Consider the following 14,205-nt stretch of genomic DNA (forward strand, 5'->3'; position numbering starts at 1 on the left):
AGCACATATTTTTATACTTATTTTGAGAATAAATATAAGCTACAATGAGAATTTCAGCTCTTTATTTGATTTGAGGGAGTTCAATAGCATCAAAAGCACTGGGTTCAGCCATCATAGCTTCTATGTCTTCTGCTTTGCGTGGGGCAAGATCTGAAAGCAGTTCGTAACCATCTTTCGTAATTAGATAGTCATCCTCAATGCGCACCGGAATATTCCACCATTTTGGATCACAGGGACTTCCTTCCGGAATATATATACCGGGTTCGATCGTCACTACCATCCCTGCCCGTAGCGTATCATACTCACCAAGATCGTGGACATCCAGGCCAATGTGGTGGGTGCAACCGTGAGGATAATAACGATTACGGCCAGTAGCAGGGTTGATAATATCTTCTTTTTCCAGGCTTTCGTAAATACCAAGCTCCACCAAACCTTCGTTAATCACTTTTGCCGTAGCAGCATAAATTTCTTTGAAGGTAGTACCCTCTTTACAAATCGCCATCGCTGCTTCCTGTGCTTCATAAACCAGGTCATAAATAATTTTCTGTTCTTCGGTAAATTTACCATTTACCGGAATGGTACGGGTCACATCGGCAGTATAGCCGTGGTACTCTGCTCCCAAATCCATCAGGATAAGTTCTCCATCCTCTATTTCCGGCTTATAATTTTCAATGTAGTGCAATACACATCCATTGTGTCCGGCTCCCACAATACTCGGATAACCTTCGTACTCTGCCTGATACTTTTTGTAAATAAACTCATGCATGCCCTGTACTTCCAGTTCCGACATGCCCGGCTGCATGGCTTTCATCACTTCTACCTGACCCAGGGCTGATATTTTTACTGCTTTACGCAAAAGATCTAATTCTTGCTTAGTTTTGATTCCTCTAAGCTCACTCATCAGACTATCAAGAATTTTAATATCCAGGTTATTCTGACTAGGTTCAGGTTCTATGACCAGTTCTTTTTCATCCGGATAATTAATTTTTTGTTTGAAGGACGCTATCAGATCGTAGAGATCACCTTTCTCCTTGGTGTCCCGTACATCATCATAAAAATCGTAGAAGAGCACTTTGTCAAACTTAGAAAAGTCAATATTGTAGTCCTGAAAATCTGTTCCTTCAAAAGTCAATTTAAATTCCAGTTTTTCTTTTGCTCCCTCTTTTCCCAGTCGCCCACCATCGTATAGCTCTTTTAAAGCGTCATGTCCTTTTACAAAGATGGTTTCATCTACGGAATGACCATTCATTTGCTGCTCTTCTTTGAATATCAACAGTACCGAATGAGGTTCACGATGCCCGGTGAGGTAATAAAAGTTTGGGTCCTGATGATACATATAATTTACATCATTGGCCCGGTTACGAACTGGATTGGCAAAAAATACTGCTACCGAATTGTCTGGCATTTTATCACGCAAAGCTTCACGCCGCTCGGCATGAAAGTCCATAGGAAGAAAATCGTCAGGAAGGTTAGGCTTCTGCGCAAAAACATCACTCCCCAGACATGCTGTCCAAAGCAATAAGCTAATCCATATATTTTTCATGCGACAATCTCAGGTTAGGTGCTAACAAAATTACGAATATAATCTCATCAAATTATATCATCTCTACTGAAATGCGCTTTTTGAAAGAATAGTTGCAAGTTCGCAATCTATCAGGCACTGAACTGCTCAGGCGCTACTGTAAACGAAGCACTGCCACTACCGGAAGGTGGTCAGATGCATAAGTTTCGGAAACTACTTCATGCTGAAGCACCTCAAACGAGGACTGAGGCCGAAATGCGATAAAATCAATGGCTTTGGTAGGATTTAATACCGGAATAGTGGGAGGACAATCATTACAGCTTCTTTGAAAGTGTTGGTCTAAAATTCCAATTACTTCAGAATCAAGAGTAGCATTGAGGTCTCCGGCAATGATTATGGGGAGTTCTTCATCGGATATAAGTTCTCCTATCTTCTTGATCTGCAAGAGGCGATTGGTATTTTCTTTTTGGGCATCCAGATGAGTTGAGCCAAATCTTAGGGTCCTATTGTCGGGAAGTCGTACTTCAACAGTAGCTAGCACCCTGGCTTCTCCACCGGTGCCTGCTTGTGTAGGTAGAGGATGTGTCTGTTCTTCTGAGATTGGGAAGCGAGATAAAATGGCTACGCCATACGCTCCACCATCATGGTCAATGGCTTTGCCAAAGTAATAATTCATCTCTAACTGTTCGGCCAGCATTTTAGCCTGATCTATCTCACCCGACCTGCCCGTCATCACATCTATTTCCTGCAGAGCGACCAGGTCAGGATTTTGCTTCCTGATCGTTTCAGCTACCGCTTTTACATCTATTTTACCAGCTTCGGAAGGTGGATTACAATGATGCACATTATAGGCCATGACGCGTAGTTCCGTTACAGCTTTTGCAGCTTCATTTTCCTGGCTGCTTTCCGAAGTGGTGGGTGTACAGGAAAAAGAAACCGCCCAAAGAGCGGCTCCTAATACTAATGCAAATGGATTAATTTTTAGCATTGAAACAAACATTAGTGTTTTCTTTCCAACCTGATTACCATCCTGGGGATTACCATCCCGGAGATTACCATCCCGGATTCTGCTCAAGGTTGGGGTTTAACAATATTTCGGTTCTCGGTAAGGGATAAAGATAGTCTTTATTCTCGTCAAAATCTCTTTCTCCCAGACTGGGATAAGGATTAATCAAACCGTTAGCATCCAGCGCAATATCTTCTCCCAGTTTCAGATACAATACACCATCCTGTTTATCTCCTGCTTCGCCACTGAAAATGATTACATCTATATCGCCATCATCTTCCAGATCGTATTCCCCTGCTCCCGGAAAATACATACCGCGGATATCCTGTACCAGCTTTTGGCCTTCTTTCCAGCGCATCAGGTCATCCCAGCGGTAGCCTTCCATAAACAGCTCAATGCGGCGTTCGCGACGTATTTCCAGAATAATGCCCTGATTTGGCCCTGCTTCTACATTGACATACTGCGCCTGCAGGTAAGGATCAGGATTATTGTTAGCAGCTTGCAGGTTCATACCCGGCATGCCTACTCGGGCTCTCAGCAAATTAACCGAGCGCTCCAGATCGTCTTGGGTTAGTATGCCCAGCTCTGCCCGGGCTTCGGCATAGTTTAGCAATACTTCTCCATAACGGAAGATGGGCATGTCTGTGATAGATTCATCATTACTGTCAAAAGCAGGCTCAGTCACAAATTTGGTGAGTTGATAACCAGTAACAGTAGCGCCCAGATCAGGAGGAAGCACGAAAGTTTCTCCCAGACGAGTATAACCAGGCGTACGAATCGTCTGTGAAAGTCGGGGATCACGGTTTTGTACTTCTTCCACAAACTCTATCTGGTTAAAATCAGGCTGATCGGTAAAGCGGCTTCCATCCTGCATCAGATAGCTGTTGACCAAATCTTTAGGCATGCCGGGCATACCGTAAGATGAGGTGATGGTAAAATAATTGACATTGTGGTCAATGCCATGCTCGGTTACAAACTGACGCCCTAAAATCACTTCATCTCCAATAGCATCATGAGAAGAGAAGAAGTTACGATAATCTTCTTCCGGATTACCAGAAGAGTAAACTGTATAAGTACCGGACTCCATCAATGCTTCAGCAGCTTCCCACGATGCATTCAAAAACTTTTCACTACCTTCCAGACCATGATATTTTCTAAAAGTCCCCTCATACAGCCCTGCACGGGACTTCAGGGCCATAGCAGTCCATTTGGTAGCACGATACACTTCTGTACTTGCATTCATATTTTCTATGGCGTAATCCAGATCAGCCAGTACCGAATCCATTACCAACTGACGAGAGTCACGTGTTTTGTTCAGTGCTTCCTCATCGGTAGGTTCTACCGGCTCTGAATACCAGGGTACATCTCCAAAACGCTTGACCTTGTCAAAGTAGAAGTACGCTCTGAAGAAACGGGCTACCCCGCTATAATGACGCTTGGCAGCCTCATCCTGACAACGCTGATAGTTTTGCAGAAAGTAGTTGATCTTTCTCAGGTCATCCCAGGTCCAATCAGCCGTTGCTGCATCGGTAGGGATCACTCTATCACCCCTCAGGCGTTCATCGGCTGAGTTGAGAATTACATTATCTGTTCCATCATCTTCCCGGTAAATCCTTTCAGGAATCATCAGGTAAAAGGAATTGGTATAAAGCTGCAAATCGCTGGCTTTCTGAAAGAAGTTGTCAGTGGTTACTTCTGACAAAGGGCTCATGTCCAGTTCATCCTCGCTACAGCCAGCAAACAGAAGAACAAACATTCCAAGAATGGCTAAATATATTTTACGTTGCATGTGTTTAAAATTTTGGTGCATTGACACAATCATCTTAGAAATTGACAGTGACTCCAACAGAGAAAGTTTTACTGAATGGATAAGTTTGGGCCGTCCCACGGTCATCTGCCTGGGAAGTTTCCGAGAAATCCACATCGGCAGAAGCGGCTTCAGGGTCTACATAATCTGTAAGCTTGCTAAAGGTCACAAGATTCTCTCCGCTGAAGTAGAACCTTACGTTCTCCAGATTAATACCTTCCACCCATTGACGAGGCAAAGTATAACCAATACTCAGGTTTTTCAGGCGGAGGTAAGCTACGCTTTGCAGGTAGCGGTCATTGACCGTTCCTAGCTCACCATCACTGCTCAGGGCAGAGTAACCTCTCAAACGAGGAAAGTATGCATCGGGATTATCTTCTGACCACATGTCATTCACCAGGTCTTTCCTCAGGAATGAGTTATAAGGGCGATTGTACATGGCCCAGAACAAACGGGAGTCACGGTTAGGATACCAGTCCTGTTTGCCAATGCCCTGGAAGAAAACGGAAATATCAAAATTATTCCAATCCGCCTGTATGCCGAAACTGTAAGGGAACTGAGGTGTAGCATTTCCAATTACTCTTCGGTCCCCGGGATTTTCCAGGGTATTGTCTCCTTCGCTGACCAGGCCATCACCATTCAGGTCAGCATATTTGACATCTCCTGCCCTGGGCATACCAAACTCCCCGGGAGATGAATTAATTCGGCCGTTCACCCGGGTCTGGTCCGCATGATTTAGCGCTTCTTCATCGGAAGCAAACAAACCTTCAATATGGTAGCCCCAGATTTCACCTACAGTCTGTCCTTCGTAGTAGTCTCCCAGGTAATTGTTAGGGTTATCAAATTTGGTGATTTCAGTTACCTGATTGGAGACTGTTCCATTCAGTACAAGGTTGAGAGGCTTGCCCCCCACATTAAAGCTTTCCTGGAATGAAAGTGATACTTCAAATCCTCTGGTCTGTAAGTCAGCGGCATTTTCCTCGGGAGAGGGTGTACCTAAAACCGCTGGAAGCGTTCTTCCCTGGGTAAGCATACCCAAAGTATTTCGCTGGAAGAAATCCACATTAGAAGTCAGGCGGTTTTTCAAAATTGAAATATCAAAACCCAGGTTGAGGGTATTTACTTTTTCCCAGGTAATATCCAGTGGATTGAGGCCAGGAGGATTTACATACTCTAATTTATTGCCATCTATAGCATAAGCGCCTGAAGTGTACTTGCTCAAGGTAGGTACATAAGCGTAATAATCATTTCCTAGCTGATTACCTAATGAGCCATAAGAAACCCTCAGCTTCAGATCGTTGACATACTCGTTTAATCTGGCGAAGAAGTCTTCGTTGGCAATAGACCATCCGGCAGAAACTGATGGGAAGAAGCCCCAACGGTATTCGGAAGGAAAACGAGAAGAACCATCATATCGGCCGTTTACTTCTAACAAATAACGGCTGTCGTAATCATAATTGACACGGAAGAAATACCCATGAATACCCCATTCCCAGGCATCCCCGTAAGCTTCAGGATCGCTACTTCCCAAATCCAGTGCGTTCAACTCATCAGAAAGGCTGTTTTTCTTACGAGCATCCACCGACTCATAACTCTTAAGTTCGCGGTTAAAACCAATCATCTCACTGAAGTGATGACGTCCAATATTATGCTCATAATTGGCGTAAAGGTTTAGCGCAGTATAGTTTTCCTTTAAGTTCAATTCCCTCAGCTGATCATTGCCCAGATAATCTATCTGTCCGGGATATACCGACCAGGGCACTCTCACGTTTCTTTCTACTTCATCATGAAAATCCCAGCGGTTGGTGTAGTTAAATTTAACACTCAGGTTTTCTACGGGAACAGGTGTGAGGGTAGCGCCAAAAGTGTTTACCAGTTGTCTTTTGTTGATGGTTTCTTTTGCTTTGCCATAAAGCAAAGAGGCAAACACCCCATCTCCAATAGTATAATTGTTCAACTCGGTTCGGAAAGTAGCGGTACCATCAGGATTGGTCAATGTGTAAGAAGGCAGGGCATGTACCCAGATCAGGCTTCCCCAGGGATCATCCCATCCATACATGCTACCACCATGGGTGAGCTGGTCGCTGGTATTGACCATGATATTTTCTGAAAGGCTCAGCCAGTCGTTTACTTTCAGGTCAAGCTTGGCTCTACCGTTATACGCCTCAAAATTATCATCCTGTATTTTCAGGATACCGGTTTGCTTGTAAAAACGTCCTGAGAGCAAAACACTTAGTTTTTCTGTGCCACCGGTAATGGTAACATTGTGGTTTTGTGAAGGCTGCCATTTGCGGAACATGGTGTTCCACCAGTCCGTATTTCCATAGTAGATGTACTGCTCTCTCCCATTGCGATTATCCAACACTACATCAGGAAGCGAAGGATCTTCTGACCTTCTTCTCAACTCTTCATAATCCGCTTCAGAATAACCGGTATAGGTCCTTCCTACAGACACCTGAAAAGCTTCATCCACCAGCATAGCCGCCTGATAAGGGTCAGTGACAAAGTCGGTATTAGTGGTAGCAGTTCCCCAGGCAAAGTTGTTGGTATAGCTTACTCGTGTACGGCCTGCCTGAGCGGTTTTGGTTGTTACCAATACTACGCCGAATGCCCCTCTGGCTCCATATATAGCTGAAGCAGCAGCATCTTTCAAAACTGTAACCGACTCGACATCAGCAGGGTTTATCTTATTAATATCACCCTCTACACCGTCTATCAGTATCAGCGGGCCACCGCCATTGATAGAAGTATAACCTCTCACATTGAGCTTTGGCTCAGCACCGGGATTCCCGCTACCACGGTTAATATTTAAGCCGGGAAGTGTCCCCTGCAAGCTTTGGGTTAGGTTTACATTGGGACGCTTGGCCAGCTCCTGCGCATCCAGTTGAGAAACCGCACCGGTAAGATTGGCTTTCTTTTGCGTACCATAACCGACAACCACTACTTCGTTGAGGCTTTTTACATCTTCAAACAGACTTACATTCAGGCTGCTCTGTCCGTTTACTTTTACTTCCTGCGTCTGATAACCTACAAAAGAAAATACCAGGACAGGATCATCAATATCATCGGCGATGTTCAGCCTGAAATTTCCATCTATATCAGTGATCGTCCCGACAGTAGAATTTTGGATCAGCACGGAAACTCCGGGGATGGGCTGTCCTTCCTGATCGGTTACTTGACCACTTACATTTTCCAGAGGCTGTTTTTTGAGCTGAGGCCGGCGCTTTAAGGTCACAGAAATTGTTTGCCCGTTGATGCGGTATCTTATGGGAGCTTGATGAGCCAGCATTTCCAGTACTTGCTCAATGCTTTCTTCCCGGCTGATGATGGTAAACACCTGATTCAGTTTTGCTACCTCCTCTGCATAGGCAAACTGAAAATCGTATCGAGATTCAATTTCCGCAAACACCTCTATCAGCTTTACATCACTAAGAGAAAGCGAGATGCTTGTCGGTTCATGATTTTCTGGTCCCGCTTTCAGAGGCGGTGAGGCCAGATGCAATAAGGCAAGCAATAGCAGCGCATAACTGCTGATGAAGCCCTTCTTCACAAAAGGTAATTTTGGTTTCATAGTAGGTTTTATTGTGGTGTAATAGATATATTTTGGTTTGCATTGATTTCGTATTCAGCCCCCAGCAGAAAGCAAAGGTCATCCAGTACATAGCTGATGGGCTGGTCTTGATAGCTTGCGGTAACTGAGCGGTCCAGCAGGCTGGCTTCACAATGAATTCTTACGCCATAAGCACGTTCCAGACGAACTATGACCTGGGCCATGTTAAGCGTCTTGAACGCCAGCACACCTTCCTTCCACGAGAAGACCTCTTCAGGAATATGGGAGATGTGATTGAGCTGAGCATGTTGCTGATCCAGCAGTGCTCCTTCATGGGGTTTAAGTCTAATTTTTTCTTGCTGGCCGTGTTTATTGGTGCTGACTTCTACCAAGCCGCTGGCTACTGCTACCATAGCCTCACTGTCATGGACATTGACATTAAAGGAAGTGCCTAAAACGCGGGTGGAAAGCGACTCAGTTTCTACAATAAAAGGCGTCTGCTCATTTCTCCGAACTTCAAAAAAAGCCTCACCCTCCAGGTAAACTTTTCTTTCTTCTGTGCCGAAAAGATTTTTCTCAAACCTGATCATGCTCAGATAATTGAGCTGAACTGTTGAGCTATCCGGTAACATGACTTTTCTTTGCTCGCCGGCCTGTGTACTGTAAGTTTGCCATGCTAATTTGGCTACGGATGGCTTCGTTGAAGTAGCATCACCTTTGAAATAAAAGAAGTAGCTAAATCCTAGTAGCAGCAGTAATGAAGCGGCTGCTTTCCCTATTAGCGCTGAACTCATAGAATTTTTGGAAGCAGAAGGACGAATGCCTCGCTGAACATTTTTCAGTATTCTCTGCCTGACTTGCTCAGGTGAGTCTTTCAGTTCATTCCAAACCTCCCCTGAGTCTGACTGCTGTTCGTCAAAAAACTGGTCTAGCACCTTAGTTTCAGTAGCTTGTGACTGCCCTTTTACATATCGGGCGAACAGCTGCCTCCAGAACTTTTGTTGCTCCATAGTTATCGCTTTACACAAGCAAGTATCAGAAAGCAGGACTTCTACTTAGTGCAAAGCGATTATGGATATATTAAATGAAATGCTTAAGAATTAACAGAATAGTAACGGGATTGATCTTGTTTTTCAAAATCTTAGTAGCATGGTACAAATGATTTTCTACCGTACGCACTGACATGCCCAGGCGCTCGGCAATTTCCGTCACACTCCGGTCTTCATACCTTCTTAAGACATAAACCTGCTTGCAGCGCGGGGGCAATTCTTCTACGACCTGTTCTATTTTTTCTCTCAACTCATTGAGAATATACTGATCTTCTGCCGAAGCCTGATGTAAAAGAGTTTCCAGTATATCAATGTTCCTTTCCGGAATATGATTGCGTGAGAGGGTGGTAAAGACTTTATTTTTTACCATTTGGGTCAGGTAAGCCTCAGGATTCTGCAAATCCAGGCTCTTTCTTCTGGACCACAAATCTATAAATACATCCTGCACCAGGTCTTCAGAAACTTTCTGATCCTGAAGAATTTTGTAGGCTATAGAAAAGCAGCGCTGCCACTGTTGGTTAAAAAATTCGCCAAAGGCAACTTCTGAATCGGACTGGATTTGCTCCCAGATAAGAAGATCGCACATAGGAAATCAATTTTGAGGCAAATAACGAAGGCTAGAGAATGATTAGAAAATTGGAAGGTTATGATTTTGTTATATTTGGATCCGGGCATGAAGAAAAAAACAGCACACTTCTGCGCACTGCTTTTATTATTAATACCATCTGCACAAGCAGATTTAGCGCAAATTATTTTAGCTGGAATACCCGTGAGATGTTAAAACCAAAATGGATATCTCCTGAGAAAAAATTGCCGGTCGTTTCGGTGATAAAACCTTCTTCTATCATCGCCCGGGCATTGGTGAAATGTAGCTGAAACACATGCCCTCCCGTTTCAATATCAAAACCGATGGCAAAGGGGTTGTAGTACATACTTTCTTCTGCCTCTGCATTGATGCGATAATAATATTCTGCATTCAACGCTACTCTATTGGTGAGTTTGTAACGACCTCCTACTCCAAGTGCATACAGCTTATTGTCCATCTCCGCTGTAGCCACCAAATTACGATGTACCAGTGTGGGCATAAGCTGAAGCGAGAGTTTACTACTGAACTTCCTTGCCATCAACAACTGATAGGTATAATCAACCCTTGATTTGAATTGTAGTTCACGCTCAGGATTTTCAATTCTGAGGGTATTGATGGCCATACTCGTAAAAGCAGTAATGGTAAGAGGGAGCAGGCGTGCACCACGCTGCTGCTGCAAAAGTTGATATTTGACAAATCCATCTATTACTTTCTCCAAAGAGCTACGCCCAATACCAATATTTAAACGATCAGTAATGCCGTACTCTAAACCAAGGCGGATATTGGACTCGTCCAGTCCAAAAAACTCATAGGCCCCACCATTGAGTCTGCCAAAACGGTGAGAAATTAAAAAAGTAAGTGCGCCCTCTCCATCGGTTTCTACCGAATGTCCATTGATCAGCCGGCTGCCTTTAAAAGTTGCGTCTTCAATCAGTACTTGTGCACTGTCTTGTTCTTTTTCAAGCTCATCCAGCAGTCCCTGTGCCCTACCGGCACTACCAATTATTAATAGAAGGCTTACAAAAATTATGGTTTTATTGCACATAAGGCTGGTATTGAAAACTGACACTTACTTCTACTTCTTCTGCAATGTTATAAAAGACAACTTTGGGAATATCTATATCGTAATCTTCAAGTCTGATAGGAAAAGTGGCTTGCATGCTCAGGTCGGAACCATTGCTCTTCACCGTACCAGGCACTTCAATCTGATGCGTAACTCCATGAATGGTCATTTCTCCCTGAGCAGTAACCTTTTGTTCAGTCTTGCCTGCTTTATAACCATGAAGCTTACCCTCAAATTTAGCATTGGGATATTTATCAGACTCCATATAGTTTTCGTTAAAGTGCTCCTGCATGAGAGATTTCTTAAACTCAAAACCTTTGATAGGTATCACAAAAGCTATTTCTCCCGCTTCAGCATCAAAGATACTCTTGGCTTCCATATTATAGGCTTCTATGTCTTCCATGGGGGCTTCTGAAAAGAAGGATACTTCGCTGGAAGATAATCTGTACTTCTGTGCGTATGAGTTTGAGAAAAAATGACTAAACGTAAATACAGTGATGATCAAAAAATATTTCATAAGAGATTAGTTGTTAGGTGCTCCGCTATCTACCCAGCAGGCGATGGCCTGTATCTGGGCATCTGATAAGTCTTTTCCCGAGGAAGCAGGAGGCATAACCCCACTTTGCGTCACAGACCTGATACGTGAAGCATTGTTCATAATAAGCTGTGCTGAACTTAGGTTTGGAGCCTGTATCCCGCTATGGCAAGCAGGTATGGCACAATTGGCATTGATGATGGGTGTAATATCATCAGCCAGTGAATGCGCTTCCTCACCACAGAACATTTTCCCAAACAGCTCTTCTTCATTGTCACTGGCACAGGCCATTACCATTATGCATACAGTGCATATCACCATTTTTTTCATACGTTTTCTACTTTATAGATTGTATAGGAAGTTAATTGTCAGGGGCTCCGCTATCTACCCAGCATGCGATGGCTTCTATTTGTTCATTGGAAAGTGAGCCCCCCGAACTTGGCGGAGGCATAGTTCCTGAGCCTGTTCTGCTTTTGATAGCAGCTGCCCTGTTCAATATGGTTTGTTTTTCCGTGAAGTTGGGCAGGCCGGTACCCGCTACATGGCAACCACTTACTGCACAGTTGGTGCTGATAATATCACTGATACGGGCACTAAAAGATATTTCGGTATCTACACTGGCGGTAAGCTCGGTAGTACAACCATTGGCGTCCTGAACAGTCACTACATATTCACTGGCTTCCAGCTCTTCAAACGCATTGTCGGATTGAAAATTTTCACCATCCAGACTATAAGCATAGGGAGAAGTCCCTCCGTTTGCTTCCACCATAAGTGTACCTTCTGCCTGCCCACATTCAGAAGCAGTTGTGCTGGCCTGTGCATTTATTTCCACCTCTTCATTTCCAACAGTCACTGTCAGACTGGTAGTACAGCCTTCAGCATCTTCAGCACTAATCTCGTAGGTAGCGGGGGCTAGATCAGTAAAAGTATTATCGGACTGGCTGCTGCCTCCATCCAAACGATAACTTACTGTTCCCTGTGCACCACTTGCAGACAGGCTTATTGTACCATTTTCCGCTTCGCAGGTAGCATTCGTAACATTTGTAGTGCTTAAAGTGAAGTTATCGGGACAGGTCACGCCTTCTTCATCTTCATCGCAGGAGAATAAAAAGCTACAGCATAGCAGGGCAAAAAAATAGTTAAAGTACTTCATAGCATCTGAGGTTTGTTTCACACACGATTGGTTGAGCAGCGTACTGCTTTTATGTTATTAGAACAAAGCCAAATATTGATTGGGGAAGATATTCCGGGGCAAATGCCCCGGATTATCCGTAGCCTAGATCCACTTATATGTGGTATTTTGAATGTCTTGGTTTCAGCGCTTTCCCCAACGGTAGTGGACTGATAAAAATGTCCCCAGTGTAGACAGCTTAAGGCTTCCTTCTCCTACCCCTGCCAGTGGAAGCTTTACAAAAGGTTCTACCTGCATCGCCCAGTGATTACCTAATGCTCGTTCGTAGCCGAGTGAAATATTAGCTACTTTGAACAAATGGTTATTCTCATGCTTGTACCCATAATCTCTGCTATAATACTTCCCGTACTTACCACTTTCTTTATACACATATTCATAATCTTCAGTCAGCATCATATAAGATGAAAGCCCTCCGCTGATGAAAAATCTACTTTTAGCTCCACTCAGTGCATACCACCTCAGGTTGAGAGGAATATCCAGCACTTGGCATTGACCATTGATACCGACAGGTATATTTTTGTACTGATACTTCTGCTGATAATCATCAGGTGAAGCTGAATACACTTTTTTGGTGAAAACAGCCCCGCTGCTCACACTCAGATTAGGTAAGACAAAGAACTCCAATTGAATAGCCGCTTTGGTACTCACGTTATGAATATCTTGGAAGCCCACACTACTCAGATCAGGTGAAAGCGCAAAGCTTATACCCCAGCGATTTACCAACTGTCGTCTGTTAACGACCACATCCTCTTGTGCAGGTGCTGTTTCGGTCACACCTAGCAGGTGCAAAGTTTGCTTCGGCATTTTCCATTTGTCTTGTGCTATTCCATTAGCATTTAGCAAGCGAACGGTTTCGGATTTGTCAATTTCATTCAGGATGATACCTGTAAAACCTGCATTGGCATTGGTTGTACCCTCATCCGCCTGCGTCATTTCAGTGTTCTGTTCAAAGGCTGATTGATTTTCTTCCATTTTCGCACCTTCCTTTAATGCTTGGCCTTCGGTATCTACACTTTCCTGCCCCTCCGTTTTATCTTCTGCCAGTATAGGTGGCGGTGGCACTATAGGAAACTTCTCAGCTGAGTAAGCCTGTCGCGCTTGACTTAATTCTATTTTTTCTTCTAACTGAGCTTCTGTGTTCCTGCTTTCATTTAACCACCAGGCTGTGCCCAAGACCAAAAGCAGTACTGTTAACCCAATTAAACCCTTCCTTAAGCCCCCCCAATAACCACCTCCAGCCCTGTTGAGACGAGCCTGCATACCTTTCCATCCTTTGGAGTTATAGGGCACCTCCAGGTTATCGGCTGCTTTTTTAAACAAAGCATCAAGTTCTTTATCGCTCATACCTTGCATGCTATTTTGCTATTTTTTTTCAACATCACACGCAAATTTGCCCTTGCCCTGAATAAGTTGGACTTGGAAGCTCCTACAGAAATTTGCAATGCTTCAGCAATCTCTTCATGCGTATAACCATCAATAACAAATAGGTTAAAGACAGTACGATAAACCGGGGATAAGTCTTGTATCAGCCTGATCATCTCTTCATATGAAAGATGACTTAGTATGCTGCGCTCATCCGCCACCTGATTACCTTCTTCAATGGGTTGATGATGCTTGTGCTTTTCATTTTTGTGATAATGATTAATAGAGGTATTAATCAGTATTCTCCTGAACCAGGACTGAAAAGGCTTTTGCTGGTCAAAAGTTTCCAGCTTGGCAAAGACCTTCATAAAACCATCATTTAACACTTCTATCGCCTCTTCTTCCGTATCTGTGTAGCGTAAACAAACACTCATACCGTAGGGATAAAACCTCTGGTAAAGTTTTTCCTGGCTTTTTCTTTTACCTTTCAGGCAACCAGTGATTAGTGTCTGTAGTGTACCATCACTCACGTC

The 14,205-nt window shown here is 43.9% G+C and carries 12 protein-coding genes; all 12 read right to left on the bottom strand.

Annotated features, from left to right (window positions below):
• Positions 1-61 precede the first annotated feature (61 nt).
• The 12 genes from OKW21_RS19270 to OKW21_RS19325 all read right to left on the bottom strand — a co-directional run bounded on the left by OKW21_RS19270 (position 62) and on the right by OKW21_RS19325 (position 14,202).
• Positions 62-1,543: an aminopeptidase P N-terminal domain-containing protein gene (locus OKW21_RS19270; RefSeq protein WP_277482231.1), complete on the bottom strand. Its 1,482-nt coding sequence runs from the start codon at positions 1,541-1,543 to the stop codon at positions 62-64.
• 133 nt (positions 1,544-1,676) lie between these two features.
• Positions 1,677-2,597 carry an endonuclease/exonuclease/phosphatase family protein gene (locus tag OKW21_RS19275; RefSeq protein WP_277482234.1) on the bottom strand — a complete coding sequence of 307 codons (921 nt, stop codon included), beginning with the start codon at positions 2,595-2,597 and terminating at the stop codon, positions 1,677-1,679.
• Complete coding sequence (locus OKW21_RS19280; protein WP_277482236.1) at positions 2,575-4,317, bottom strand: RagB/SusD family nutrient uptake outer membrane protein; 1,743 nt, start codon at positions 4,315-4,317, stop codon at positions 2,575-2,577. Before OKW21_RS19280 ends, OKW21_RS19275 begins: the two co-directional genes overlap by 23 nt.
• Before the next feature lie 34 nt (positions 4,318-4,351).
• Positions 4,352-7,906: a SusC/RagA family TonB-linked outer membrane protein gene (locus tag OKW21_RS19285; protein WP_277482239.1), complete on the bottom strand. Its 3,555-nt coding sequence runs from the start codon at positions 7,904-7,906 to the stop codon at positions 4,352-4,354.
• Between the two features lie 8 nt (positions 7,907-7,914).
• Positions 7,915-8,895: a FecR family protein gene (locus OKW21_RS19290; protein ID WP_277482245.1), complete on the bottom strand. Its 981-nt coding sequence runs from the start codon at positions 8,893-8,895 to the stop codon at positions 7,915-7,917.
• Between the two features lie 70 nt (positions 8,896-8,965).
• The gene (locus OKW21_RS19295; protein ID WP_277482247.1) at positions 8,966-9,520 is read right to left on the bottom strand and encodes an RNA polymerase sigma-70 factor; all 555 of its coding nucleotides are present in this window, start codon (positions 9,518-9,520) and stop codon (positions 8,966-8,968) included.
• A 163-nt stretch (positions 9,521-9,683) separates the two neighbouring features.
• Positions 9,684-10,565 (bottom strand): DUF5777 family beta-barrel protein, encoded by an 882-nt coding sequence (locus OKW21_RS19300; protein WP_277482250.1) that lies wholly within the window; start codon positions 10,563-10,565, stop codon positions 9,684-9,686.
• Positions 10,555-11,100: a YceI family protein gene (locus tag OKW21_RS19305; protein ID WP_277482252.1), complete on the bottom strand. Its 546-nt coding sequence runs from the start codon at positions 11,098-11,100 to the stop codon at positions 10,555-10,557. Before OKW21_RS19305 ends, OKW21_RS19300 begins: the two co-directional genes overlap by 11 nt.
• A gap of 6 nt (positions 11,101-11,106) precedes the next feature.
• Positions 11,107-11,448, bottom strand: a complete 342-nt coding sequence (locus OKW21_RS19310; RefSeq protein WP_277482255.1) for a c-type cytochrome — start codon at positions 11,446-11,448, stop codon at positions 11,107-11,109.
• Positions 11,449-11,479: 31 nt separating this feature from the next.
• Entirely contained in the window at positions 11,480-12,271 is a 792-nt protein-coding gene (locus OKW21_RS19315) for a hypothetical protein (protein WP_277482256.1), read from the bottom strand.
• Positions 12,272-12,433: 162 nt separating this feature from the next.
• The gene (locus OKW21_RS19320; protein WP_277482257.1) at positions 12,434-13,654 is read right to left on the bottom strand and encodes a hypothetical protein; all 1,221 of its coding nucleotides are present in this window, start codon (positions 13,652-13,654) and stop codon (positions 12,434-12,436) included.
• On the bottom strand, positions 13,651-14,202 hold the full coding sequence (locus tag OKW21_RS19325) for an RNA polymerase sigma factor (RefSeq protein WP_277482260.1): 552 nt from the start codon (positions 14,200-14,202) through the stop codon (positions 13,651-13,653). The genes OKW21_RS19320 and OKW21_RS19325 overlap by 4 nt, the downstream gene beginning before the upstream one ends.
• Positions 14,203-14,205 lie beyond the last annotated feature (3 nt).

It is taken from the genome of Catalinimonas alkaloidigena (genome assembly GCF_029504655.1).
GTDB lineage: Bacteria > Bacteroidota > Bacteroidia > Cytophagales > Cyclobacteriaceae > Catalinimonas > Catalinimonas alkaloidigena.